Origin of the sequence: Vibrio atypicus (genome assembly GCF_009811315.1) — a bacterium.
In the GTDB taxonomy this organism is placed as follows: Bacteria; Pseudomonadota; Gammaproteobacteria; order Enterobacterales; family Vibrionaceae; genus Vibrio; species Vibrio atypicus.
Window position 1 is genome coordinate 263,246 of record NZ_BLID01000005.1, and the last position, 24,158, is coordinate 287,403.

General features: G+C 44.6%; 23 protein-coding genes. 12 read left to right on the forward strand and 11 right to left on the reverse strand.

Annotated features, from left to right (window positions below; all coding sequences use genetic code 11):
• Positions 1–57: 57 nt before the first annotated feature.
• The 3 genes from hutG to hutC all read right to left on the reverse strand — a co-directional run bounded on the left by hutG (position 58) and on the right by hutC (position 3,127).
• A complete protein-coding gene (hutG, locus tag GVO60_RS12975; protein ID WP_159654674.1) occupies positions 58–1,071 on the reverse strand; it encodes a formimidoylglutamase in 1,014 nt (337 codons plus the stop codon).
• The gene (gene hutI / locus GVO60_RS12980) at positions 1,064–2,305 is read right to left on the reverse strand and encodes an imidazolonepropionase (RefSeq protein WP_159654676.1); all 1,242 of its coding nucleotides are present in this window, start codon (positions 2,303–2,305) and stop codon (positions 1,064–1,066) included. The genes hutG and hutI overlap by 8 nt, the downstream gene beginning before the upstream one ends.
• 108 nt (positions 2,306–2,413) lie before the next feature.
• Positions 2,414–3,127, reverse strand: a complete 714-nt coding sequence (gene hutC / locus GVO60_RS12985; RefSeq protein WP_159654678.1) for a histidine utilization transcriptional repressor HutC — start codon at positions 3,125–3,127, stop codon at positions 2,414–2,416.
• Positions 3,128–3,338: 211 nt separating this feature from the next.
• Here hutC and GVO60_RS12990 point away from each other — a divergent pair, with 211 nt between their 5' ends.
• Entirely contained in the window at positions 3,339–4,082 is a 744-nt protein-coding gene (locus GVO60_RS12990; RefSeq protein ID WP_159654680.1) for a sporulation protein, read from the forward strand.
• Between the two features lie 59 nt (positions 4,083–4,141).
• On the opposite strand, the gene GVO60_RS12995 is transcribed toward GVO60_RS12990, so the two are convergent.
• Positions 4,142–4,915 carry a RelA/SpoT-related domain-containing protein gene (locus tag GVO60_RS12995; protein WP_159654682.1) on the reverse strand — a complete coding sequence of 258 codons (774 nt, stop codon included), beginning with the start codon at positions 4,913–4,915 and terminating at the stop codon, positions 4,142–4,144.
• A gap of 326 nt (positions 4,916–5,241) precedes the next feature.
• On the opposite strand from GVO60_RS12995, the gene GVO60_RS13000 reads away from it, so the two are divergent.
• Positions 5,242–5,889, forward strand: a complete 648-nt coding sequence (locus GVO60_RS13000) for a thiopurine S-methyltransferase (protein WP_159654684.1) — start codon at positions 5,242–5,244, stop codon at positions 5,887–5,889.
• Positions 5,890–5,962: 73 nt separating this feature from the next.
• On the opposite strand, the gene purT is transcribed toward GVO60_RS13000, so the two are convergent.
• Entirely contained in the window at positions 5,963–7,138 is a 1,176-nt protein-coding gene (gene purT, locus GVO60_RS13005) for a formate-dependent phosphoribosylglycinamide formyltransferase (RefSeq protein WP_159654686.1), read from the reverse strand.
• 375 nt (positions 7,139–7,513) lie between these two features.
• Here purT and GVO60_RS13010 point away from each other — a divergent pair, with 375 nt between their 5' ends.
• Positions 7,514–8,719: a cyclic di-GMP phosphodiesterase gene (locus GVO60_RS13010; RefSeq protein WP_159654843.1), complete on the forward strand. Its 1,206-nt coding sequence runs from the start codon at positions 7,514–7,516 to the stop codon at positions 8,717–8,719.
• A gap of 76 nt (positions 8,720–8,795) precedes the next feature.
• Here the strand turns inward: GVO60_RS13010 and cdd are convergent, their stop codons facing one another.
• From cdd to GVO60_RS13040, 6 genes are all read right to left on the reverse strand, one after another.
• Positions 8,796–9,683, reverse strand: a complete 888-nt coding sequence (gene cdd / locus GVO60_RS13015; protein ID WP_159654688.1) for a cytidine deaminase — start codon at positions 9,681–9,683, stop codon at positions 8,796–8,798.
• A 258-nt stretch (positions 9,684–9,941) separates the two neighbouring features.
• On the reverse strand, positions 9,942–10,619 hold the full coding sequence (locus tag GVO60_RS13020) for a CidB/LrgB family autolysis modulator (protein ID WP_159654690.1): 678 nt from the start codon (positions 10,617–10,619) through the stop codon (positions 9,942–9,944).
• Positions 10,619–10,984 carry a CidA/LrgA family protein gene (locus GVO60_RS13025; protein WP_159654692.1) on the reverse strand — a complete coding sequence of 122 codons (366 nt, stop codon included), beginning with the start codon at positions 10,982–10,984 and terminating at the stop codon, positions 10,619–10,621. The genes GVO60_RS13020 and GVO60_RS13025 overlap by 1 nt, the downstream gene beginning before the upstream one ends.
• A gap of 161 nt (positions 10,985–11,145) precedes the next feature.
• The gene (sbcB, locus tag GVO60_RS13030) at positions 11,146–12,570 is read right to left on the reverse strand and encodes an exodeoxyribonuclease I (protein ID WP_159654694.1); all 1,425 of its coding nucleotides are present in this window, start codon (positions 12,568–12,570) and stop codon (positions 11,146–11,148) included.
• 149 nt (positions 12,571–12,719) lie between these two features.
• Positions 12,720–14,093: an L-cystine transporter gene (locus tag GVO60_RS13035; protein WP_159654696.1), complete on the reverse strand. Its 1,374-nt coding sequence runs from the start codon at positions 14,091–14,093 to the stop codon at positions 12,720–12,722.
• A 188-nt stretch (positions 14,094–14,281) separates the two neighbouring features.
• Entirely contained in the window at positions 14,282–14,941 is a 660-nt protein-coding gene (locus tag GVO60_RS13040) for an NAD(P)H-binding protein (protein ID WP_159654845.1), read from the reverse strand.
• A 718-nt stretch (positions 14,942–15,659) separates the two neighbouring features.
• Here GVO60_RS13040 and GVO60_RS13045 point away from each other — a divergent pair.
• The 9 genes from GVO60_RS13045 to btuD all read left to right on the forward strand — a co-directional run bounded on the left by GVO60_RS13045 (position 15,660) and on the right by btuD (position 24,124).
• Positions 15,660–16,271, forward strand: coding sequence for a flavin reductase family protein (locus GVO60_RS13045; RefSeq protein ID WP_159654698.1), 612 nt, complete (start codon positions 15,660–15,662; stop codon positions 16,269–16,271).
• Complete coding sequence (gene cobT, locus GVO60_RS13050; RefSeq protein WP_159654700.1) at positions 16,271–17,305, forward strand: nicotinate-nucleotide--dimethylbenzimidazole phosphoribosyltransferase; 1,035 nt, start codon at positions 16,271–16,273, stop codon at positions 17,303–17,305. The genes GVO60_RS13045 and cobT overlap by 1 nt, the downstream gene beginning before the upstream one ends.
• Positions 17,305–18,081, forward strand: coding sequence for an adenosylcobinamide-GDP ribazoletransferase (locus GVO60_RS13055; protein WP_159654702.1), 777 nt, complete (start codon positions 17,305–17,307; stop codon positions 18,079–18,081). Before cobT ends, GVO60_RS13055 begins: the two co-directional genes overlap by 1 nt.
• Positions 18,082–18,612 carry a bifunctional adenosylcobinamide kinase/adenosylcobinamide-phosphate guanylyltransferase gene (gene cobU, locus GVO60_RS13060; protein WP_159654704.1) on the forward strand — a complete coding sequence of 177 codons (531 nt, stop codon included), beginning with the start codon at positions 18,082–18,084 and terminating at the stop codon, positions 18,610–18,612.
• 1 nt (position 18,613) lies between these two features.
• The gene (locus GVO60_RS13065) at positions 18,614–19,228 is read left to right on the forward strand and encodes a histidine phosphatase family protein (protein WP_159654706.1); all 615 of its coding nucleotides are present in this window, start codon (positions 18,614–18,616) and stop codon (positions 19,226–19,228) included.
• 24 nt (positions 19,229–19,252) lie between these two features.
• On the forward strand, positions 19,253–21,043 hold the full coding sequence (locus GVO60_RS13070) for a M3 family oligoendopeptidase (RefSeq protein WP_159654708.1): 1,791 nt from the start codon (positions 19,253–19,255) through the stop codon (positions 21,041–21,043).
• A gap of 203 nt (positions 21,044–21,246) precedes the next feature.
• Positions 21,247–22,275 (forward strand): succinylglutamate desuccinylase, encoded by a 1,029-nt coding sequence (locus tag GVO60_RS13075; RefSeq protein WP_159654710.1) that lies wholly within the window; start codon positions 21,247–21,249, stop codon positions 22,273–22,275.
• A 111-nt stretch (positions 22,276–22,386) separates the two neighbouring features.
• Positions 22,387–23,382, forward strand: coding sequence for a vitamin B12 ABC transporter permease BtuC (gene btuC, locus GVO60_RS13080; RefSeq protein WP_159654712.1), 996 nt, complete (start codon positions 22,387–22,389; stop codon positions 23,380–23,382).
• Positions 23,369–24,124 (forward strand): vitamin B12 ABC transporter ATP-binding protein BtuD, encoded by a 756-nt coding sequence (gene btuD / locus GVO60_RS13085; RefSeq protein ID WP_159654714.1) that lies wholly within the window; start codon positions 23,369–23,371, stop codon positions 24,122–24,124. Before btuC ends, btuD begins: the two co-directional genes overlap by 14 nt.
• Positions 24,125–24,158: the final 34 nt, after the last annotated feature.

The following is a 24,158-nucleotide window of genomic DNA, read 5'->3' on the forward strand; positions in this document are numbered from 1 at the left end:
TAGCAAGAGCTCTTCCAACCCAAGCGAACTCGGGTTAGGCCCACTACTTATTAATGGTTATTTTTCTGAAAAAGCGTTGGCAATATCCCAGCAAAGTCGAGCAGCTAACCTCGCGGTTTGGCTATCTACGTCATAGGTAGGGTTGTACTCGGCAATATCGGCGATAACCAACTTTTGTTTGTAATGCAAAATTCTGTCTAAGAATGGGGCAATGGTGTCAATGCTTACCCCTCGGGCCGCTGGCGCACTCACTCCAGGCGCGGTTGCAGCAGGAAACACATCCAGATCAATGGTGAGGTAGATGTAGTCGCACTTGTCGATGAAGTGCTGCAATTGAGTTAGGTGATAAATGTGGTTTAAGTGGGCAAGATCTTTATCTTCCACAAACCAAACATTGAGTTCTTCGGCGCGCTGAAATAGCGCCTGTGTATTGCTGGCGCGGCTAACGCCTAAGCATGCGTAATGAAATGGCCAATCGTGTTTTACGCAATAATCATGGATTTGATTAAACGGGGTACCAGAGCTGGGTTTAACATCGGCATGGCTGCTTTCAAATGCTCGTAAATCGAAATGAGCGTCAAAGTTGATGATACCTATCTTCGGTGGTGTAGCTGGGTTCAAATAATCAAAGTAGCGGGCAAGTCCTTGAAATGACGCCCATGCTACTTCGTGGCCGCCACCTAAGGTAATGACGGGTGTTGAACGCAGCGCCATTGCAATTACATCGGCACATTCAGATTGGTATTGCTCAAGCAAGTCATCTTCACAGACAACATTACCCAAATCGATGAGTGCACTTTGTTTGTGCCAAGCCATGTTAGCCAAAGCGCGACGGATCAAGTCAGGAGATTTACGTGCGCCAACTCGGCCCTTGTTTCGAGCGACCCCAGCATCACAGGCAAAACCTAATAGGCTAACTGCATTTCGATACGGTTCTAGTTCACTCACGGGGATCTGTTTTATAACATGATGAACTCGCTTTCCCATTGCGCCATCTTCCGCATCATGGCGGCCTTGCCAATGAAACTCTTGGATAGTCGATGGACATTTAGATTGGTTGAGTTCAGACATGATCGATTTCCCCTTTAATTATGCGAGCGGAAAGTCTTGATACGCCTTGTTGATAGCTGAAATCGGCTGGTTGAGTCACATCCCAAATGGCGATATCTGCATCATATCCAAGTTGTAGCTGACCTCGGCTCTCGCCATAACCTAATGCTTTTGCTGCATGACAGGTCACTCCGCGAAGGGTTTCTTCAGGTGTGAGGCCAAATAACGTGCAGCCCATATTCATCATCATAGTCAAATCTGCGAAAGGTGAGGTGCCTGGGTTTAAGTCTGTCGCAAGTGCCATTGGGATATTGTGTTGGCGTAGGAGCTCAATCGGTGGTCTTTGTGTCTCTTTTAAAAAGTAAAAAGCGCCGGGTAGAAGGGTGGCAACGGTGCCTGATTGCGCCAGTGCTTCGACTCCGTGTTGATCGAGATATTCAATATGATCCGCGGATAAGCCGGAGTATTGAGCCGTGAGAGTGGTTCCTCCTAGGTTGGAAAGCTGCTCAGTGTGGCCTTTAACTTGGAGTCCATATTGATGGGCAGCAGCAAATACGCGTTCAGTTTGTTCAAGATTGAAGCCAATGGACTCACAGAATACATCGACGCTGGTGGCCAAGTGTTCTTCGGCAACTAAAGGAATGATCTCTTGGCAGACTAGGTCGATGTAGCTATCGGGTTTGCCAGCAAACTCTGGTGGAACTGCGTGAGCCGCCAGCAAGGTTGTAGATATGCGGATTTTACGATGATCGGCAAGTGCTTTGGCAGCCCTAAGCATTTTGATTTCGTCTTTAAGCGTTAAGCCGTAACCAGACTTTACTTCAACGGAGGTCGCGCCCGTTCTTATCAAACCGTCTAAACGAGGTAAAGCAAGTTCAATGAGTTGCTCTTCGCTTGCTGCTCGGGTGGCTCTAACGGTCGATAAAATACCGCCACCTTGTTTGGCGATCTCTTGATAGGGCACACCATTGAGTCTCATTTCGAACTCATTTGCGCGATTACCGGCAAAGATGAGATGAGTATGAGCATCGATAAACCCTGGAGTGATCAACTGGTTTCGGCAGTCAAAGCTATGGTAATCTGAAGCGTCAATATCGCCAATTGCTGCGATTTTACCCGCTTGAATAGCAAGAGAGGTTGGTTCACTGACTTGATAGCCTTGCTCGCCACGCACCATAGAAACGATTCTGGCATTGATAAGCACTAAATCGTAAGGAGTAGAGGCTTGCAGATGTGAATGTGTGTTTCCAACCATGTATCAAAATCCATTGATTTAAATGTATATACAAATATTGATTCAGGATGATCAATTGATCAAGTTGGATGTTGCAAAAATGTGATCGATGAAAAAGTATGAAATGCTCTAAGAAAGTAAAACTTTAGAACTTAATTTGTAACGAGTACCGGGGTGGTAGAGTAATGCTGAGCTCACTAGCTTATCATGGCTCCAAGTTCTTCGGTTGAGGAGCAAACAAGGTTCGTTGGCCCCAAGTCTAAGCGCTGAACGCACGTGGTCGTCTGCAACGATAGCTTCTACAGTATGCTCGATGGCGCTCAAAGGGCAGTTCTCTGATAGATATTGGTTTGGCGTCATTTGAGTGAAATCTTGCTCAAGATAGTCTGGCGCGTAGTGTGCATTGACCCAACGAAGCTCAAGTTGGATCGGAGATTTATCTTCAAAGTGGATGATTTCACTATAAAAAATGTCTGTGTTGAGCATCACGCCCAATTTGGTTGCGATAGCCTCATCTGCTTTTTTAGCAATTTGATGAATAACCTTACTTGAGTAATCTTTCCCTCTTTGCTTGACCTCTTCAGCGATATTGCGAATATCAAGCAGCGGAGATTCCGCTTTTTCATCTGCTGAGCATACAAAAGTCCCGAGCCTTGGTTTGCGTTGTAGCTTTCCCTCTGCCACTAAATCGCGGATTGCCTTGTTGACTGTCATACGACTCACATTGAATTGTTTGGTCAGTTCAATTTCAGTGGTAATTCGATGACCTATCGGCCATTGCCCCGATGTGATTTTTTCATCGATATACTGTTTGATTTGCAGATACAGAGGAGAATTGCTCATAAGGTTCGATCATTTCTATTTATTGACTATACAAATGGTTATACATTTGAGCTGCGATTGCAAGGACGTGGTGAGTAAAGTAAGAAAAAGTAAGTCTTAGGAAAAGTGAGAAACAGCTACTAATTCGTCACTATTCAGTAAGAAAGCACTTGCCATCTGCGTTAGTGACACGTTAAATCAATGCAAACAATGATAATCATAAGGGAAAGAGATGTTCGGTAAATTGAAAGCTTCTTTAGGTATTGGCGCAGCAAAAGTCGACACTGTGCTAGAGAGCATGTCTGTATTTCAGGGCGAAATGCTTAAAGGTGTTGTTCATATTCAAGGTGGAGACGTTGAGCAACATATTGATGCGATCAACTTAAAGCTGTGTACGGAAGTTAAAGTAGAAAGTGACGACAGTGTAAGTTATCAAGATTTCATTCTGGGTAAACTTGAAGCTGTGCAGCCTTTTACTATTCAACCGGGTGAAAATAAACAGGTGCCTTTTGAGCTAAAGTTGGATGATGAAGCGCCAATCACTGCCCTTAACGCGAAGAAAAACCAATGCCACGTTTGGGTTGAAACAACCTTAGACATTGATTTTGCTATCGATCCAAAAGACCGTGACTTTGTTGAAGTGAAACCGCTGCCAGTAGCCGCTAAGGTTATCTCTGCGATTGAGCAGGCTGGTTTTGGTATGGTGAAAGCAGATGTAGAGAAAGGCCATTTGCGTGGTGGTAACTTCACGTCAAAGTCAGGCTGTTACCAAGAGATTGAATTTCGCAACAACGGTTTTATTAACAAGAAAGAGATTGAGTTATCTTTCATCCTTGATGGCCGTGTAATGCACTGTTTAGCGGAAGTGGATCGCTCACTAAGCATGCGTGGTGATCAATATGTGTCGTTTACGCTTTCTTTAGATGCCAGTGACGCAGAGATTATGTCTGCGGCAAACAGAGTGCTTTCTGTATAGAAGCATGCAGCGTTCATAAAAAAGAGCCCTCATTTCGATGAGGGCTCTTTTCGTTTAGGTTAAGCTGCGCTTAGGTGAGTCGTTAAGTAGGGCTGCCAAGCTTGTTGATATAGCTCTTTTGACTGGCTGCGCATGTTTTTGATTTGCGCGACTTCGAATTCGTTGAAGCTTCTACGCTCTGCAGCCGCTTTGCGCTCAATTTTTTGAATTTGTTCGTAAAGATCGTGCTCTGGGCCACTTTTCACATCCGCAATGGCTTTCAAGTGAACTTGCACTTCAGCCACTAGGTTTGTTTTTGGTAGTTGAACCAAAAGATTCAGGTCACGGTAGCCTGACGCGCCTGGATTTTTAAAGCGGTTTTTCACTTTAACTATCGTGGTCTCACGATTTAGAACTTCGTAGGCAGACATTAGGCTTTCAATATCATCCGCTACGATGGTCGCTCTCGCTAGGTCAGTAATACGCTCGGTTTGACCGTCTAGCTCGTATGCGATCTTCTCTTTTGCTCTCTCTGCTGATTTTACGCCAGCAAAGTAAGCTTCTGTTGAGGTTAGAAGGGCAGTACTTTTACAGATGGTTTCGAGTTCGGCTTGAGCTTGATGCGCTTTGCTGTAAAGAATATCAAAATCAGAATATGGCTGAAGTGGCGTTGATGAAATTGGTTTAATGCCGTAAAGGCCACTTAGGTTATGTTTGAATGCTTGAGAACAGACTTCGTTCTGGTTCGCGGGACGATTTTCTTCACTGCCTGGTGCAGGTGGAACAGCGGCAAACGCGGGTGCTCGGCTGAGCATCAAAAGCATTAGGGCCGTTGTACGCAAGAATAGACTCATTCACTCTCCTTAGATTCGTAGTAGCTTAGGAAAAAGGTGTCAAAAAAGGTTTTGTCACTAAGTTCTACTTATCTCTAATCATTATCTTGGGGCTAATTCCGCTATTCCAATAAGGTTTTTCTGTTCCATTTAGAATATTTGAACTGGCTCCCATTTCATTGGAGTTCCTAGTTTCGCTTTAGTTCATCCTTAAGTTGTAAGTAAGTATAAAGTAGTTATATGAACCTAATCTGAATCGCTTCTTCAGTAACTCGTGAGAGAGGATTTTCTTATGAGTTACTTTCAGATAGGCTATGTGACCTACAAGTCAGAAACAGAGAATAGTTATGAAGGATCGTGAGTTTTGGCACTCTAAGTGGGCGGCAAACCAGATCGGGTTTCACCTAGAAGATGTGAATCCATTACTAATTGAATACTGGTCGCATACCTTACCAACACCTGAAGACACAGTGTTTGTTCCTTTGTGTGGTAAGTCAGAGGATTTAGTTTGGTTAGCAAGTAAACACCAAGATGTGCAAGGTGTTGAGCTGAGCAATATCGCAGTTCGTGCCTTTTTTGCTGAACATTTCTATACGCCAATGGTGATGCCTGTTAACGGCCAACATGAATTGTTCCAGTTCGATGAGCTGTCTATTTACACTGGTGATTTCTTTACCGCGCCCATCAAGCCTGTCGATATCGTTTACGATCGAGCATCTTTAATAGCATTGCCAAAAGAGATGCGAGAGGAATATGTAGAGAGAGTGAAATCCTTGCTCAAGCCAAGAGGCCGTATCCTATTGGTCACGTTGGATTACGATCAGGATCTCATGCCGGGTCCACCATTTGCGGTCCCTGAGTCAGAGGTGCGAGCGCTATATTCTGGTTTTAAGATCACCAAACTAAACAGTGATGAGGAGGCTGAGAAGCATCCGAAGATCGCGAAGCATGAATCAGCACGTTTTGCTGAAGAAGTGTACCTAATCGAATCATAATAAAAACAGCGTTGGGTTCTTGAATTAGAAAGAATGCCAACGCTGCTTTTTTCAAGATCTAGTTGCCAATCGGCTAGTAAACAATGTTCACTTTTGCTGCACTTGCAACTGCATCTTCTATCGCTTGCTCGATCGAATCACGTCGCGTGATAGCAACACCTAGTCGACGGCGTCCATCAATATCTGGTTTACCAAATAGACGAACCTGTGTTTGTGGTGCCTCTAGAGCTTGTTCTAAGCCTTCAAAGCGAATGTTCTCTGATGTTCCTTGACCTAGAATGACTGCCGAAGCCGCTGGACCATACTGAGTGATGCTTGAAATTGGCATACCAGTAAATGCACGTACATGTAGTGCGAATTCAGAACTGTCTTGGGACATTAAGGTGACTAGGCCAGTATCGTGTGGGCGAGGGGAAACCTCGTTAAAGATAACTGTGTCGCCTTTGATAAAGAGTTCTACGCCAAAAATACCGAAGCCTCCTAATGCGTTGACGACCTTACCAGCAGCTTCTTGAGCGGCTTTCAATGCATTGTCTGACATAACTTGAGGCTGCCAAGACTCTCGGTAATCTCCATCTTCTTGACGATGACCGATTGGTGCGCAGAAATGAACGCCATCAACTGCACGTACTGTTAATAACGTGATCTCGTAGTCGAAGTCGATGAAGCCCTCAACAATAACGCGACCAGCTCCAGTTCTGCCACCTTCTTGCGCATAGTCCCAAGCTTTTTGTACATCATCAGCGGTTTTGATTACGCTCTGACCTTTGCCTGAAGAGCTCATTACCGGTTTACAAACGCAAGGAATGCCCACAGCTTCAACAGCGGCAGAAAACTCTTGGTAACTATCGGCGAAACGGTACGGGGAAGTGGTTAAGTTTAGTTCTTCTGCAGCTAGACGACGAATACCTTCACGGTTCATTGTCAATTTGGTTGCGTTGGCAGTTGGAACAACCTTGAGTCCTTTTGCTTCTAGTTCGACTAGCTTATCTGTCGCAATTGCTTCGATTTCTGGTACGACGAAATCTGGCTTTTCTTTGTCAATGATGGCTTGGAGAGCATCGCCATCTAACATATCCAGTGTATAGCTGCGATGGGCGACTTGCATTGCAGGTGCATTTTCATAACGATCGCAAGCGATGACTTCTAAACCAAGACGCTGACATTCAATCGCCACCTCTTTGCCAAGTTCACCAGAACCAAGAAGAAGAACGCGAGTGGCATTAAGAGCAGTAGCCGTACCAAACATAGGAAACCTTTCTAATTAAGTGGATATGAGTCTGGTGGGGATAATACGGATTAAAATAGAAAAAGCAAACGTTTGCGCAAGTTTGAAGGAGCAATTACTCGCTACAATGAATTATTAATGGCGTCAAATAACTTAAAACTTTGTTATGTGACGAAAAAATCTTCCCCAATAATGATAATTTTGACAAAAGCTGCAAAACAAAAAAGGAAATAGCAGAAATAGCTATTATAATCTTAAACATATAGATATCGTGTATTTTATAAATAATAACAGCCGCAACCATTTGAAATGTATGGAAAGCTTCGTCTCAGCATTGAGACTAAAGCCTTTGTATTGATCGTTTGGACGAGTGGCCAGATACCAGAAGTTGAACAGATGCAGTATGACCCAAAACAGTCGATCAAAATTCCTATTGATACGCTTACAGTAGGGATGTTTGTTACGGCGATAGAAGATAGTAAACGTGTCAATCTTGCGAATGCCGGTCGAGTACCAACCAAACAGGCTATTGGTCAGTTGATTAAAAACGGGGTTAAATTTGCCTGGGTAGATCAGAGTTTGTCCGTTAAAGGCAGTGTTTTTAAACCGGTTTCCATCGAGGTGGTTGCTGAAGAGGAAAGCAGCAGCTTAAAACCGATCAAACGCAAAAAAATGAGCCGATTTTCCCAGCAAAAGAAAGCATCGAAAATCATCCGTGATGCGAAAGGCTTAGCGCAGAAAATCTTAAATCAAACCTTTGAAGGTAAGGCCATTCATGTCGACGAGCTGGATGGTTGGGCTGATGACTTGATTGAATCCGTGCTTATTGATTCCGATGCACTTCATTGTGTTTCTGCGTTACGCAGTAAGGACGAGTATTTACTAGAGCATTCTGTTAACGTCGCGACGTTATTAGTTTCATTTGGTAAGCACTTAGATCTTCCTAAAGATACGTTAAAACAGATGGCGATCGGCGGAATCATTCATGATGTTGGCAAGATCAAAGTGGATGATAAAGTGCTACATAAGCCTGCGCGTTTGACACCCGACGAATTCGAACACATGAAAATGCATCAAGTTTACGCTGGTGAAATCATCACGACGGTGACAGGCCTAAGTGATATTAGTCGCGATGTATGCTTAATGCACCATGAAAAGCTGGATGGAACAGGTTACCCCAATGGACTAACCGCTGAGCAAATTCCTATTCATGGGCGAATGAGCTGTATTGTAGATATCTACGATGCGCTTACAGCGGATCGCTGTTATAAAAAAGGCATGAGCTCTGCCGAGGCGTTTAAAATTCTCTTGAGCCTGACACCTTTTCACCTTGACCGCGAATTGGTTTATAAATTCATCAATTGCATTGGCGTCTACCCCGTTGGGGCATTGGTTGAGCTGAGCGATGGTCGAGTCGGGATTGTTTGGACTTCGAATACCGCTGAACCTCTTAAACCTGAGGTGAAGTGTTTCTATTCTAGAAAATATAAGCGCTTTATTGATGTGGCTTTTGTTGATACCAAATCAAGCAACGCTAAGATTGAAAAGGCGATCGCACCGACGAGCTTAGAGGTGGATCCAAAACCTTTCTTCGATATTTAGGTATCTAAGGTTTTCAATTCAAACGAACTAAAAAGGCGCTGTAAATAAGTGCCTTTTTAGTTTTCACAAGTTCTTGCTATACAGCCAAATAGCTAACGGGAATGTCTGGGTTAATCGCTTCTAATGTGGCTTGGGTATCTGCTAAATGACTAATTGTACCATCCGCCATTTCAGTTAATGCAGCAGCTTCAATATCAAACAAAGACTTACCATCCAGAAGTAGCTGGATCATAGCAACTTGAAGTGGCGGTAAGCTTGGATTAAACGCTGCATTTTCAGCGTAGGCACCTAAGTAGACTTTGCCGCCTTTGAGTTTAATAGCAACACCACTTAAATTCTTAGTATAAGGCGCATGGCTGCGATTAAGTGCGCTCATGGCATCGACGACCAAAGCATCACTTTCTTCACATTGCTTACCATGATCGACTTTCGCCATCAGACCAGATTCAATACCAAGGTCAGAAGGACCAAACGACTCAGGCAGGTATTGCTGGAGTGTCATTTCGTCACGCTGAGGAAGCTGAATGACTAACTCTTTTGCCGACGTTAATTCATTCATAAACTGGCGACAGTGACCACAAGGGCTGAAGTTGATGGTGATGTCTGAGATACCTTCTTCGCCTTTCATCCAAGCGTGGCTAATAGCGGACTGCTCTGCGTGAACGGTTTGGCCTAGCTGAGCGCCTAAGATCTCTACGTTTGCACCGAAGTATAGGCGACCCGATAAGCCACGGACGATCGCGCCGACGTAGAAGTTTGAGATTGGAGCATAAGAGTATGCGGCCGCAAAAGGAAGTAGAGCGACACGAAGCTCGTCATCTTTTAAACCAGTAAGAGAGAGCATTTCGGAAAACTGCTGCGCTGAAAGAGTCGCGTCAAAGTTGTCGGCTAGCAGAATAGGGGAAAGGTACTCAGCTAGTTGGCTTGGCGCATCTGTTAGCGCTTGTTCAATGCGGCTTCTCATGTTGAATCCTTGTATAAACTTTAAATGATATCGTTGCGACAGCCTCTTTGAATAGTACAGCTGCGCTTTGATACTGGTATTTCATTTTAGGCGAAGTGAAGAACATTACCGTGCATTTGATCACACTAAATAATGTAATGGAATTGTTGGTTACATATTTTGAGTGAGCTCACACATGAAAACGATTGCAAGGAGTAATTTAGTGAAGTGAGTCGGGCTGATGTTGAAATCAGCCCTTAGAAGCATTGCTATTTCTATTTACGCAGATAACCACAAGGCAAACGCGAAGAACGAGGGCGCTAAGATAGAGGTAATCACGCCGCAAACGACCAAAGCCAATGAGCTAAACGCTGCATCTTGAGGATCTTTCTCTGCACATGTTGCTGTCCCGAGAGCATGGGAGACAGTGCCCATGGTAAGTCCTTTCGCAATAGGGTGAGTGATATTAAGTAGGTTGTAGATCGGATAAGCTAAAATGGCGCCAAACAAACCGACAATCAAAACTAGGATCGCTGCAATCGCAGGCTCTCCGCCTAAGTGGCTCGAAACTTCCATAGCAATAGGTGTTGTCACCGATTTACCCAGTAAGCTTGCTATTAAGGTGATATCTGCTTGCATGTAAACGGCAATTAAACTGGAAGTCAGCATCGACATGACACTGCCGACACCACAAGCGAGCATGATGATTCGCCAATTCGCTCTGATTTGTGGAAGCTGTTCATAGAGTGGATAAGCAAGGGCAACGACAGCGGGTTGCAATAGATAGTTGATCCACTGATTGTCTGCGTAATAGATTTCAAATGGCACCTTGAGATAGGTGAGCATTGGAATTAACACGGCTAAACTGACTAACAATGGGTTCATGAATGGGCTATTGAACTTTTGACACAGCCAGCGTGCTGAAAAGAAGACGATGATAGTTGCGAGAATCCACATTACTTGTGTCCTCCTTTCAGCATTCTATCCAGCATAAGCCCGAGAAGAACCAACACGATAAAGGTGCCTCCGACTGCACTGGCAAGAATAGGCAATGCATTAGCAATTAACATATCAAAATGCTCCATTAAGCCAACGCTAATCGGAACAAATAATAAAACCATGTAACGGATAAATAAGCTGGCACCTGGTCGTACCCATTCAACAGGAACGAGCCCACTTGCTAACAAGGAGAATAAAATCAGCATGCCAATGATGCTGCCCGGTATCGAAATATCGAGAAGAGTTTGTAGGTTAATGCCAGCCATGAGACATAAGAAAATCAGTCCCATAGAGACGGCGTATTTCAGTAGTGTTTTCGCCATGTGTCGTTGTCGTCCGAAATGTAAAAGCCCGTTGCAAGCATGCAACGTCCAATACCAGGTGTAAGACCGGTATGATTCCAATCGTCTTGATGTCAGCGCCTCATCACTGATTATCTATTTATATGTTCATGAGGCGACTGTAGGGTGCAGGCGTTAGGGTATTAAGATACTAGCTTTTGAACGTATTGATAAATGGATTTTAAAATAGCCAGTTTCTTTTCATCACTTTCATGTTCGTGAACTAAGTTTTCCAAATTTAGGGTGTACTCTTCAATACGACTTTCGAAGTACTCGTGACAATGTACAGCCCAGCGCTGTTGTTCACTTTCATCTAAAGTCCATGGGAAGTTTCTCGCACGGTATCGGAATAGGAGTGGGACAATGCGATCATCATTAAATGAGATATCCAAAGCCGCTAGATTATTCGGATCGGTACCGCGGATAATATCCATCGATGCTTTATCCGCCGGAGAGAAAAAACCGTCATAAAGCATACTATCGACGTCATTGTCTTTGGCGTACTCTTTTTCAATACTGTATAGCCCAATCAGTTTCTCACGCACTTCTGGATTTTGACGTAGAAGAGCAAGATTTTTCAGGCACTGCTCGCGGTCAATACCAATATTCTCCGCATTTTCTGCGGTTAGTGTTTTCGCTGGCGCTAAAATCGGGCACTTATTAAGGTGGACTAGTTTTACTGGAACCGGTAATTCACCTTCTTGTAGATCGACCCGTTTGGTATAAAGGCGCTCGTTCAGTTGTTCCACATCGAGCTCAAGTAATGGCTGAGGATCTTTTGCCAGATCAACCATGATGACGGCATTTTTATTGGTCGGGTGCCAAGCTAGCGGTACCATCCAGCTAGTGTAGTTGCACTCTTTGCCCAGCATTCCTGAAACGTGCATCAGTGGCGTCATATTAACGATATCGATCAAATCATTCAGTTTACGCTTATGACGCATATTCATGAAGTAATCGAACAACTTAGGTTGCGCCGCTTTGACTTTTTTGGCCATCTCAATCGTTGCGATAACATCTGCCATTGCATCATGGGCGTTAGCGTGCTCAATCCCGTTGGCGACAGAAAGGTGCTCCAGTTTAAAGCTAATAAAGCCTTCGTCGTTTTCTGGCCACTCAATACCTTCAGGTCTCAGCGCGTAACAGGCGCGCATCACATCTAAAAGATCCCAACGTGAGTTACCGTTTTGCCAGCTCCACGCGTATGGATCGATAAAATTGCGGTAACAAGTGTAGCGTGTCACTTCATCATCGAAGCGAATACTATTGTAACCAAGGCTAGTGGTATTGGGCGTTGCCATTTGTTCATGGATTTTGGCAATAAACTCAGGCTCTGGTAACCCTTTTGATACAGCCGTTTGTGGTGTTATGCCAGTAATAAGCGCGGCTTCCGGAGAAGGGAGGTAATCAGAAGGTGGCTGACAGTAGATGACAAGAGGTTCACCAATGATATTGAAATCCATATCGGTGCGAACACCTGCGAACTGACACGGGCGATCTTTAGCAGGGCTAGTTCCCCACGTTTCGTAGTCGAAAAAGAAAAACGTAGGTTGATGCTCTTGTTGCATTATCTGTTTACCAAGGGTTTGAAAATCACTTAGGTATTAGACCATTGCAAGCTCGGCAAGGCAATCAACAAGGGAATATATGGTTTTGAATGGTATAAAAATGGCCGACTATTTGCCGGCCAAGTAAAATGTGTATTCGTTTGCAATGCTTAAGCTTGCTGTGTCTCTAATTCTTCATCAGAAGCTTTTTGTCCAAGCAAGCGGCTTGTGATGGTACCAGCAGTCATCGCACCAGATACATTGAGCGCGGTTCTTGCCATATCAATCAATGGCTCAATTGAAATCAGTAAAGCCGCGATGGTAACAGGTAAGCCCATTGCCGGTAATACGATTAACGCCGCAAACGTTGCGCCGCCGCCAACACCCGCAATGCCAAATGAACTAATTACAATCATGGCAACTAACGACAAAATGAAGTTGATTTCCATTGGGTCGATGCCAACAGTCGGCGCTACCATAACCGCTAACATGGCAGGGTAGATACCCGCACAGCCGTTCTGGCCAATGGTTGCACCAAAAGAGGCGGATAAGTTAGCTATTGCTGGCGGAACTTTAAGTTTGTTGATTTGCGCTTCTACGTTTAGTGGAATGGTTGCAGCAGAACTGCGAGACGTGAATGCGAATGTCAATACAGGCCAAATTTTCTGGAAGTACTCTTTCGGGCTTACGCCAACAAAAGAAACCAGTAGACCGTGAACAACAAACATTAAAGCGATGGCAACATAAGAAGCGACAATGAAACCTAATAGACTAAGGATGTCACCGGCACTTGATGTCGCAACCACTTTAGTCATTAACGCTGCAATACCATAAGGCGTTAGCGCCATGACCATCTTTACTAGTCGCATAACGATAGATTGCATCGCTTCAACAAAAGTGCGAATTGGCGCTTCTAGTTCTTGCTTCTCAGCCATTACTTTACGCGCAGCAATTCCCGTTAAAACGCCGAAAATGACGACTGCAATGATAGAGGTAGAACGAGAACCAGTCAGATCTGCAAACGGGTTGGTTGGAATGAAGCTGACGAGCATTTGGGGAATTGTTAGGTCGCTGACACGATCAGCTCGGCTTTCTAACACGGCAATTCGAGCGGTTTCTCGTGCGCCTTCTGTTAGACCTTCCGCTGAAAGTCCAAATGCCTGAGTCACCATAATGCCGATGATCGCGGAAATCGCCGTTGTCGCAAGTAACACAGAGACAGTAAGCCCTGAAATTTTTCCGAGCGAGCCACCTTTTTCTAGTTTGACAACTGCTGCGATCATAGAGACCAACACTAACGGCATAATGATCATTTTAAGTAAGCCAACGTAGCCTTTACCTACAATATTGACCCATTCAAGCGTTTGCGCTATGACAGGGTTGCCTTCACCAAAAACAAGTTGGAGAGCAAGACCGAATGCACTGCCTGAAACTAAACCGAATAATACGAGACGAGAGAGGGTATTTTCTTTGCGTTGCTGTCCGTAAAGCAAAAAGAGAATACCGACAAATATTGCTAAAGAAGCCATTGCCGCCGCTGACATAATAGATATTCCTTATTAATTACATGTATCTCATTAACCACTTAAATGGATACGGAATTTAATTCTGTAAGGGAGGGTAGTGATTTGTTTGAAGTGGGAGAAATGAAAAATCAGAATGGCTTATAGCAAAAAGTTATTTCGCTGTAAAAGCAAGCAGATACAGCTCATTTTGAGGGTGGTTTGCTCAATTATTGGTATCGCTTCAGTAACTTACGCATTGCAACACTGTCGAGAATTTCCACCTTCTTCGAGGTGTGAGCGAATAGACTATAGAGCATAGCTTTGGAAACGTGTTCCGCCTTGATAGGAATCAGCTTAGCCAAGGGGCCAAGCATTAGCGGTCTGAGTAGTTTAAAAGTTGCCTGAATGATACGTTCATTTGTCCTTGGTTGCTCGCGAAGCCCGACTAATGGGCCGGGTCTAACAAACACGACTTGCTCAAATCCCATCCTTTCAATGGCCATCTCCATTTTACCTTTACATCGTAGGTAGTGTGAAAGGGAGTGAACAGAAGCCCCCATACTTGAGACGATACAAAGACGTTTTACGCCAACCACTTGCATCTGTTGCGCCACTTTGCATACTAACTCGTAATCTATTTGTTCTAACGCTTGCTTACTACCCGCTTGTTTTTTTGTCGTACCTAAGCAGATAAAGCCATAATCAGGTGTTGGGTTGGATTCTTCCCATTGAGTGATTTCTAGTTGGCTATTTTTGATGACTTGAAGCTTAGGGTGATAAAACGCGAGATCTTTTCGGCTGAGCGCATAAATATGAGTGATTGGCTGTTGCTCGAGCATTTGCTTAATGAGTTCAGTACCGACAAGCCCTGAGCTGCCCGCTGTCATAACAGTAAGATTGGTTAGATTATACAATATAATGCACCATTAGTTTCAAGAGTTGTGTTCGTTGGTATTTTGTACAACAAGCATACGCGGTGAGGATCTCTCAATTGATTATGAAAGTCTATGATCAACGCATTACTTGTTGATTAAGGTCATGCCGCGAAGGCAACTACACCTCTTTCAACTAGTTTTATCAGGTTTCAATAAACCAAAGTCCAAGGTCTATCTGGTGAGGAAATTAAACAGAAATCATGGTTTGGGATAGTGTCGAACGCGCAATTGTTCGCAGCGTTCGTTTATTATGCGGTTTTTAAAGACCTCGCGACATGCGAGGTCTTTTTTATTGCCGTTAGGCAGACGTGGAGGTTAGGTCATCGACAAAGGAACTCGTCTTTGAGTTTTGTTCTGATTTTTTGTCGGCTTCTGTTTTCTAGATTTTTGATTGGCAAACATAGCAATCTCCTCTGCTATCCAATTAAGCGCTTTCACGCTGTAACAAATTAGGGTATGCATGCTTTATGCCCGCTATTTCTCTCTTTAACTTTCAATTAATTACCCAAAAGAAAACTTGTTACCTCTATAAAGATAGCGCGAAATCGAAAATTCTTTCATTTTGAGAGGACATTTGCGTCGCTGTGATAGGGGAAAGTGGGTGTTAAGCTGAAGAATTCGAGATACACTCTTGTTCCCAAAGGAATTTAGTCAATTCAAAGGATTTGCGATGAACATTGATCTGAGTACGCTTGCCCCCACTCAAATTTATCACCTAATGACTCAAACTATTGTTCCAAGGCCGATCGCTTGGGTTTTGACTGAGTCTGGTGAGCAAAACTATAACCTAGCGCCATTTTCCTATTTTACCCCTGTCTCAAGTAATCCGCCTTTAATGATGTTCTCAGTAGGTAAAAAGCCCACAGGTGAGATCAAAGACACCACTCGTAATACGTTAGAAACCGGAAAAATGGTTGTTCATATCGCAAGCGTTGATTTAGCTGAGCTTGTTACTCAGACTGCCGCAACGCTTGACCACGGAGAGTCTGAGGTTTCTGCCAATGATATCGAGTTGACTGAGTTTGAAGGTTTCGAATTACCAAGAATCAAAGCCTGTCCGATAGCCTTTGGTTGCAGCTTATTTGAAGTTAAAGAGCTTGGGGAAACGCCTCAAAGCTTGATCTTTGCGCAAATAGAGGCGATCTACATTGATGATTCTGTGCTCGGTGATCGAACAGATAGAGTGGTGGTCGATGCGATGAGTGTGAATCCACTGTCGCGATTAGGCGGTAGTGAATATGCGGTATTGGAAAAAACTTTCTCTGTTGCGAGACCAAAATAATGACCCATCTAGATAATTGCTATTCAGACGCTATTTGGCATCGTATTAATCAAAAAACCAAACCATTAGGTGCACTTGGGCAGTTAGAACAAGTGGCGCACCAACTCGCGCTGATTCAAAGCAATGTGAATGGGGCGCTAGTAGAAAAAATCAATATCAACCAGCCGACCGTGATTGTTTTCGCCGGTGATCACGGCATTGCAGATGAAGGTGTCAGTATCGCGCCAAGTGCGGTAACTCAACAAATGGTGTTGAACTTTTTGGCAGGTGGCGCGGCGATTAACTGCTTTTGCCGTGCCAACCAAGTCGATTTAAAAGTAGTGGATTGCGGGATATTGCTTCCTATAGCGAACCAAGACAAAGCCCTTGTCGTACAGCGCCTTGGCGAGCGTACTGAGAATTTATCAAAGCAAGCGGCAATGACTAATGCGCAGGTCACACAAGGCTTGGCGTTTGGGCGCTCTATTGCCTTAGAGGTTATAGAATCCGGTTCAACGCTGTTGATGTTCGGTGAAATGGGGATTGGTAATACCTCTAGTGCCTCTGCGATTTTAGCTGCGGTATCACAACGAGAGGTTGCCTCTTGCGTGGGTTTAGGGACTGGTATCACAACCGAGCAATTAACCAAGAAAACTCGCTTAATTGAACAAGGTGTTTCTCGTTGTAAAGGCGCTGACGTACACACTATTCTCGCCGAAGTGGGTGGATTTGAAATTGTTCAAATGGTTGGTGCTTACCTTGCCGCACCCGAAAAACAGATCCCAGTACTAGTAGATGGATTTATTGCCACAGCGGCAGCGTATGCGGCTTGTCAGATAGAACCTGCGTGCCGAGACTTTTTGATTTTCGCTCACCAATCTCATGAGTCTGGCCATAAATATCTGCTTGAAGAAATGAATGCAGAGGCTCTGCTTGACCTTTCGCTCCGACTCGGAGAGGGAACTGGCGCTGTGCTTGCCGTGCCACTTGTTCGCGCTGCAGCAGAGTTTTATAACAACATGGCGAGTTTTGAGCAGGCTGGAGTGGTTGTGTAATGTTGCGCTCGCTTCAATATCAAGTGGAACTGTTTTGGTTGGCGTTAGGCTTTTTCTCTCGCTTACCGATACCGAGTAATACGCCATACTCTGAGCTGCGAATGAATCAAGCTGGCCGCTATTTCGCGCTTGTGGGCTTATTGCTAGGGAGTTTATGTGCCGCACTAGTGTGGGCAATGAGCTTGGTGTTAAGCAATGACGTTTCTATCTTCTTGATGATGGTGTTTAGCTTATTGCTCACCGGTGCATTTCATGAAGATGGCCTGACAGATATGGCCGATGGAATCGGTGGTGGTATGACGCTAGAAAAGCGTCTCACCATAATGAAAGACAGTCGAATCGGCACGTATGGGGCTAGCGCGTTGGTTATGGCTTTGCTGGGTAAATTTGTCTTACTCAGTGAACTCGCTCAATTAGATCAACTTGTGCCAGCGGTGATAGCAGCTTATGTGGTGAGCCGCGCACTGGCCGCCTCACTTATTTACGATATGCCTTATGTCTCTGATAGCGATACCAGTAAGAGCAAGCCATTAGCAAGTCGTCAAACAAAGCTTGAACTTGCGGTGTTGATTGCAAGCAGCTTAATTCCTGCTTTGTGGCTAGATTTGGGACTGATGGTGACAATATTTGCGGTAACTTTACTGTTTCGAATGGGCTTTAAAGTTTGGTTAATTAAGCGTATTGGCGGATTTACTGGCGATTGCTTAGGGGCGGCGCAGCAATTGATGGAGCTACTGAGCTATCTTGTTATGATCATCTGGTTTGGAGTGTATTAAATGTCGGTGCATTTGATTTTAGGCGGCGCTCGTTCTGGCAAATCAAGCTTTGCCGAAACACTTGTTCTTAAGGCCGAGGCTAAGCTTACGAGACACTATATCGCAACGGCTCAGCCATTTGACGAGGAGATGGAGCGTCGTATTGCTCATCATCAAGAACGCCGCGGAGAAAGTTGGACCGAACACGAATGCCCAATTGCGTTGGCTGAGCTAATTAGTCAGTTTCAAGCTACGGATATTGTACTGGTGGATTGCCTGACTTTGTGGATGAACAACGTCATTTATAACCAAGGTAATCCAGTAACAGAAGATCAAATTCGCTCGCAAGTTTTGCACTTGGTTGAGGCGCTAAATGCGTCTGACGCGAAGATTGTGTTAGTGTCCAATGAAGTTGGATTAGGTGTTGTTCCCATGGGAGAAGTGACGCGTCTTTTTGTTGATCATGCTGGTTGGATGAACCAAGCAGTGGCTAAAGTGGCTAAACGGGTTACGTTTATCGCGGCCGGCTTACCCTTGGAGTTAAAAGGCTAGCATGTCGAAAACGATTAATATCTATCTATTGCGTCATGGTAAAACCGTTGGTGAGCCTGCATTGTATGGCCATACCGATGTGGAAGTTGATGAAGCGTTGCAACAACAAATCTGTGATAAATTACTGTCGCAACAATGGGCGATAGAGCAGATCGTCACGTCACCACTTAAACGCTGCAAAGATCTTGCGCTGAAAGTGTCTGACGCGCTACCTCAGGCTTCGCTCAGTGTTAATCAAGATTTTAAAGAGATTCATTTTGGCGATCTCGATGGAAAACCTTTTGAGAGCGCCAAGCAATACTGGCCAGAACTGGAGTTGTTTTGGCAAAACCCTGCTCAGCATACACTGCCTAATGCAGAGAGCTTGCAGGCGTTTAATCAAAGAATCACCAAGAGCTGGGAACAGCTCGTATTAGATGTCGAAAAAGACACGTTAGTTATATGTCACGGCGGGACCATTCGTATGATTTTAGCTTCATTGCTGCCTATAGATTGGCAAAGCAGTGCGCTTTATTCAGTGATGCAAATTGGTCATCAGTCGTTTAGTCACATTCAGATCATTAAAGCCGATGCGATTTATAAGCGGGTATGCTCAATTGCGAGTCCGCTTGTTTAAATCGTTGGAGCAAGGAATATAACAATGACCACACCAAATTGGGATTTATCTATCGCGTATCAAGGATTAAGTGATAGCAAAATTACTCAAGATATTGAACTAATCCAACAATGTATTCAGACTCTTGTCATTCACGCTGACTCACGTTCTTCTGTGTTGGTGGTGCAAAATGCAATTCAAACCAGTGAAGCGGCAGGAAAACTACTTTCGACCATTAACACCTTTGCTCAGTGTCATGCGTCCACTGACGCGACAAACAGTGAAGCGAAAACGTTAGTAGGTCGCGTAGCAAAATTAAGCTCGGAACTGAGCCAAGCTTTTACACCTTATCAAGATGTGCTGCTGACAGCGCCAGAAAGCTTTATTGACGATGTTCTAAACCATGCCAGTGAAGACGTATCAGGGCAGAGCTTTTCCATTCAAGCAATGAGAAAGTTGGCAGACACAAAGCTGAGTATTGCTGAAGAGCAATTGTTATCTGCTATGCAAGTGGATGGCAAAGATGCATGGGGCCGTTTGTATGACAATATTACTGGCTCTTTGCAGGTGACGTTAGAAGATGGCATGCAAACTAAAGTTGGCTTTTCTCAAGCGGCAAGTTTGCTTTACGGCACTGAATTTGAAGCACAAGAACCCGCGTGGCGTGGCGTTCAAAATGCGATGCGTGACAATCAAGAATCCTTTGCTGCGATTTTAAACGCTCTGTCAGGTTGGCGTTTAACCGAATATCAAAAGCGTTCAAAAATCCAAGATGTTCATTTCTTAGATCCGAGTTTACATGAGAGCCGAATTCAAGCTGAGACACTGGACGCCATGATGGAAACGGCGAAGGCGAATCGTCATGTTGGTCAGAAAGCCGGAAAGCTCATGGCTCGCGTACACGGCTTGAATAAAATGACACCTTGGAATCACCTTGCTGGGATGCCAAGTCTCACCGATGGAGAACCTAAGAATTACCCATTTGACGAAGCGATTGAAATCATACGTTCTGCGTTCGCGTGCGTTGATAGTGAGATGGCTGAATTTGTGACCTTGATGGTCAAAAATGGCTGGATTGACGCAGCACCAAGTGAAAACCGTCGTTTGGGTGCGTACTGTACAAAATTTGCCGCGACTCGCACGCCATTGGTCTTCATGACATGGGGAGGCAGCCGTTCGGATCTGCTGACGCTAGCTCACGAGATCGGCCATGCATTCCATAACTGGGTCATGCGCGATATGCCACTTTGTCAGACTCGCTACCCGATGACATTGGCAGAAACGGCATCGATTTTTGCGGAGAATATCGTTCGCGATTACTTGCTAGAGCAGGTTGAGACACGCGAAGAGAAGCTAGAGATGCTGTGGGAAGAGTTATCAAGTTGCTATGCGTTGATGGTGAATATCCCAGTGCGCTACGAGTTTGAAAAAGGTTTCTATGAGAAGCGTTCGGAAGATGAACTCGATGCTAATCAACTGTGTGAATTGATGAGCTCAACATGGCAAGAGTGGTACGGGGACTCGATGTCTGAGCCGGATCCATACTTCTGGGCGAGTAAATTACACTTCTCTATTTCTCAGGTGAGTTTTTACAACTACCCATATCTGTTTGGTTACTTGTTCAGTATCGGTGTGTATGCGCAGCGTGAGAGCAAAGGTGAACAGTTCTATCAAGATTATGTGAACCTGCTAAGAGATACAGGGTCAATGATGGCTGAAGATGTGGTTAATAAACATCTTGGCATGGACTTAACTGCAAGAGAATTTTGGCAGCAAAGCATTGATAGAGTAGAAAATAAGATAGATGAGTTTGAATCGTTGCTAGATCAAAAATAGACGATTCCCATTTATGATATTATCCCAATGCCGAGTGAGAGCTCGGCTCATTTGTATCGCGAGTGCTTTCAGTTAACACCACGGTGTGACAATTTGATAAATTACGATGCGGCACATGTTTTGTGTCAATAAGTGGGATCGCTTCTACATAATTTGTCAGAACAATTCATTAACATACTCGCTGTGCAATAAAGGAGTAGCGCATGACGAAAAACCTCTTTCGCCAATCTTTTCTTTTTGACAGCTTAGACTTAGAACAAGAAATGCCCGCTGGAGAAACGACAGTGGCTGGTGGAACTGTCTTCAAATTACATCAACGCGGTGTACTTGAAGTGATCCCTGCGAACATTTCGCCGGAGACAAAACATATCATTTTTTCTTGTGGCATTCATGGTGACGAAACCGCGCCGATGGAGCTCGTCGACAAGATTGTTGCAGACATTCAGTCTGGCTTTCAGGCTGTAACGGAACGACTTTTATTTATCATTGCTCACCCAGCAGCAACGAATGCTCACACACGTTTTCTTGATGTTAACCTCAATCGTCTGTTTGATGATAAAGAGTATGAGCCTTCGGTTGAACTTGATATTGCGCAAGATCTAAAGCGTATCGTAACCGAGTTCTATCAAGACACAACAGAAGCTCAGCGTTGGCACTTAGATCTGCACTGTGCAATTCGCCTTTCTAAGCATTACTCGTTTGTGGTTAGCCCTAAGACACGTCATCCCGTCCGCAGCAAAGCGTTGATGGATTTCGTTGCAAGTGGCCATGTTGAAGCGGTGATGTTTTCTAATGCGCCATCGAGTACGTTTAGTTGGTTTAGCGCTGAAAACTTTGGTGCGCAAGCATTGACTGTTGAGTTGGGCCGAGTGGCTCGTATTGGTGAAAACGAACTAGATAAGCTGGTCGCTTTTGATTTGGCGATGCGTGATTTGTTAAGTTCATCAGAAGCTGAGCACTTACCTCGTAAGCCGGTGATGTATCGCGTAAGCCGTACCATTGTTCGATTACATGATGACTTCGATTTTATGTTTGATGACGATGTCGAGAACTTTACTGCGTTTAAGCATGGCGAAGTGTTCGGCCATGACGGTGATAAACCGCTTATGGCGAAGAACGAGGGCGAAGCGATTGTCTTCCCTAATCGTCGTGTTGTGATTGGCCAGCGCGCTGCTTTGATGGTATGCCCGGTCAAAACTCGTTATGAAGAAGGCCAAGTTGTCTACGACTAGAGCTTTAATTGGTTAATCGAGTTCAACAGACTTCCTATTTCAATGGCTTAACGGTATCGTTAAGCCATTATTTTTTCCAACAGGAACCGGCTTTGCCAACGTTTTCGTTACATGGAATTTAGTCAGTTACTTTCTCGCAAGCAGCGACGCTGGAACTTGTTCACAATCATCATCAGTTCCGCATTACTGATCCTTAGTCTGTTCTACTTAATGGTGGGTGAGTTATTTATCTCACCGTTTTCTGAAATCACGCCATTGATGGAACAGCTTGTCACTCAACTTCGATTACCTCGCTTAATTACCGCTATTGCCATTGGTGCTTCATTAGCTGTCTCTGGCGCAGTACTACAAGTTTTATTGAGCAATGTTCTTGCCGAACCGGGCGTGCTTGGCATTTCGGGTGGTGCAAGTGTGATGATGGTTTTAGTGCTGTTTTTCTTACCCGCCTTTGCTACGCCGATTGGTTTTATGTTGGCGGCCGTTGTAGGCGCTTTGTTGTTTACCTTGCTTCTGGTCTCTTTTGCTAAGGCTGCGAGGCTGACCACGACCAGATTGCTGCTTGTTGGCGTTGCTCTAGGTATATTGAGTGGTGCAGTTGTCACCTGGGCTTTTTATTTCAGTGATGATCTAAGTCTAAGACAGTTGATGTATTGGTTGATGGGAAGTGTGGGTGGAGCAAGTTGGCATCATCATATTTTAACGCTCTGCATGATTCCGGTATTAGTTTGGCTCTGCTTAAAAGGGCAGGTGCTGGATAAGTTGATGATGGGCGAACTGCATGCGAAACAGCTCGGCATAGATGTAGATGCAGTACGCTGGAAGTTAATACTCGCCGTATCGATTCTTGTGGGCGGGGCAGTCGCGTTAGGTGGCGTGATTGGCTTTGTTGGTTTAATTGTCCCTCATTTGCTCAGGCTTTCATTAGGTAGTGAGAATCGCTATTTGCTTCCATTATCTGCTTTGAGTGGCGCAGCGCTGTTAGTGTTTGCAGACATCATCGCCAGAACGGCTCTAGACTCAGCGGAACTGCCGCTAGGGGTTGTGACCACAAGCATTGGCGCTCCTATTTTTATTTGGATGTTGGTGAAGAATCATGATTCGCGTTAATAGCTTGTCGGTTGGCTCTCGATTACTTCCTCTTTCTTTGGATGTCGATAAAGGGCAGACTTTGCACGTAATTGGCCCTAACGGCAGTGGCAAAAGTACTTTCCTATCTGCTATCGCGGGTTTATTAGATTGTACCGGAGAGGTTTATTATGGTGATTTGTCGGTAAAAGAGTCATCAGTTGCTCTTCTGGCAAGTTATCGCGCGTTTTTAAGTCAAAGCGATCGGCCTGCATTTAACTTGATGGTCGCGCAATACTTGGCTTTATCGGTTCCCAATTCAGCTCAACATGATTCCCGAACTGTCGATGAAGTCGTTGTAGAACTTGCGACCTTGTTAGAGCTGCAAGATAAACTGCACCGCCCAATTCACCATTTGTCAGGGGGGGAGTGGCAAAGAGTGCGACTTTGCGCGATATGTTTGCAAGTGTGGCCATCGCTTAATCCTCATGCTCAGTTATTGATATTAGACGAGCCCGCTGCACCGCTAGATATTGGCCAAGAAAGCTTACTTTATCGGCTCATTAAAAAAGTATCGGATATGGGGATTACTGTTGTTATGTCCAACCATGATCTCAATAGAACATTGAGTTACGCCGACAAGGTGCTGTTATTGAATAAAGGTGTTGTGCAGCAATATGGACCGGCAGATGAAGTCTTATCAGAAAAGCAGCTCTCTAGTGTGTTTAACACAGAGGTAATCAAAGCCACTGTAAATGATAAACCTGTGCTGATTTTCAATTAACGACGTGGCAGTTTGGTGCAGGGCGCACTCTTTG

What these genes read in the sequence shown, in the direction of transcription:
- GVO60_RS13020 (WP_159654690.1), bottom strand. Translation starts at nt 10,619, where the DNA reads ATGTGGATTCTCGCAACTATCATCGTCTTCTTTTCAGCACGCTGGCTG.
- hutI (WP_159654676.1), bottom strand. Translation starts at nt 2,305, where the DNA reads ATGGTTGGAAACACACATTCACATCTGCAAGCCTCTACTCCTTACGAT.
- btuC (WP_159654712.1), top strand. Translation starts at nt 22,387, where the DNA reads ATGGAATTTAGTCAGTTACTTTCTCGCAAGCAGCGACGCTGGAACTTG.
- GVO60_RS12995 (WP_159654682.1), bottom strand. Translation starts at nt 4,915, where the DNA reads ATGAGTCTATTCTTGCGTACAACGGCCCTAATGCTTTTGATGCTCAGC.
- GVO60_RS13010 (WP_159654843.1), top strand. Translation starts at nt 7,514, where the DNA reads ATGCAGTATGACCCAAAACAGTCGATCAAAATTCCTATTGATACGCTT.
- GVO60_RS13035 (WP_159654696.1), bottom strand. Translation starts at nt 14,093, where the DNA reads ATGTCAGCGGCGGCAATGGCTTCTTTAGCAATATTTGTCGGTATTCTC.
- btuD (WP_159654714.1), top strand. Translation starts at nt 23,369, where the DNA reads ATGATTCGCGTTAATAGCTTGTCGGTTGGCTCTCGATTACTTCCTCTT.
- GVO60_RS13045 (WP_159654698.1), top strand. Translation starts at nt 15,660, where the DNA reads ATGAACATTGATCTGAGTACGCTTGCCCCCACTCAAATTTATCACCTA.
- purT (WP_159654686.1), bottom strand. Translation starts at nt 7,138, where the DNA reads ATGTTTGGTACGGCTACTGCTCTTAATGCCACTCGCGTTCTTCTTCTT.
- hutG (WP_159654674.1), bottom strand. Translation starts at nt 1,071, where the DNA reads ATGTCTGAACTCAACCAATCTAAATGTCCATCGACTATCCAAGAGTTT.
- GVO60_RS13000 (WP_159654684.1), top strand. Translation starts at nt 5,242, where the DNA reads ATGAAGGATCGTGAGTTTTGGCACTCTAAGTGGGCGGCAAACCAGATC.
- GVO60_RS13040 (WP_159654845.1), bottom strand. Translation starts at nt 14,941, where the DNA reads ATGACAGCGGGCAGCTCAGGGCTTGTCGGTACTGAACTCATTAAGCAA.
- GVO60_RS13075 (WP_159654710.1), top strand. Translation starts at nt 21,247, where the DNA reads ATGACGAAAAACCTCTTTCGCCAATCTTTTCTTTTTGACAGCTTAGAC.
- GVO60_RS13025 (WP_159654692.1), bottom strand. Translation starts at nt 10,984, where the DNA reads ATGGCGAAAACACTACTGAAATACGCCGTCTCTATGGGACTGATTTTC.
- sbcB (WP_159654694.1), bottom strand. Translation starts at nt 12,570, where the DNA reads ATGCAACAAGAGCATCAACCTACGTTTTTCTTTTTCGACTACGAAACG.
- GVO60_RS13055 (WP_159654702.1), top strand. Translation starts at nt 17,305, where the DNA reads ATGTTGCGCTCGCTTCAATATCAAGTGGAACTGTTTTGGTTGGCGTTA.
- cobU (WP_159654704.1), top strand. Translation starts at nt 18,082, where the DNA reads ATGTCGGTGCATTTGATTTTAGGCGGCGCTCGTTCTGGCAAATCAAGC.
- GVO60_RS13065 (WP_159654706.1), top strand. Translation starts at nt 18,614, where the DNA reads ATGTCGAAAACGATTAATATCTATCTATTGCGTCATGGTAAAACCGTT.
- GVO60_RS13070 (WP_159654708.1), top strand. Translation starts at nt 19,253, where the DNA reads ATGACCACACCAAATTGGGATTTATCTATCGCGTATCAAGGATTAAGT.
- cobT (WP_159654700.1), top strand. Translation starts at nt 16,271, where the DNA reads ATGACCCATCTAGATAATTGCTATTCAGACGCTATTTGGCATCGTATT.
- GVO60_RS12990 (WP_159654680.1), top strand. Translation starts at nt 3,339, where the DNA reads ATGTTCGGTAAATTGAAAGCTTCTTTAGGTATTGGCGCAGCAAAAGTC.
- cdd (WP_159654688.1), bottom strand. Translation starts at nt 9,683, where the DNA reads ATGAGAAGCCGCATTGAACAAGCGCTAACAGATGCGCCAAGCCAACTA.
- hutC (WP_159654678.1), bottom strand. Translation starts at nt 3,127, where the DNA reads ATGAGCAATTCTCCTCTGTATCTGCAAATCAAACAGTATATCGATGAA.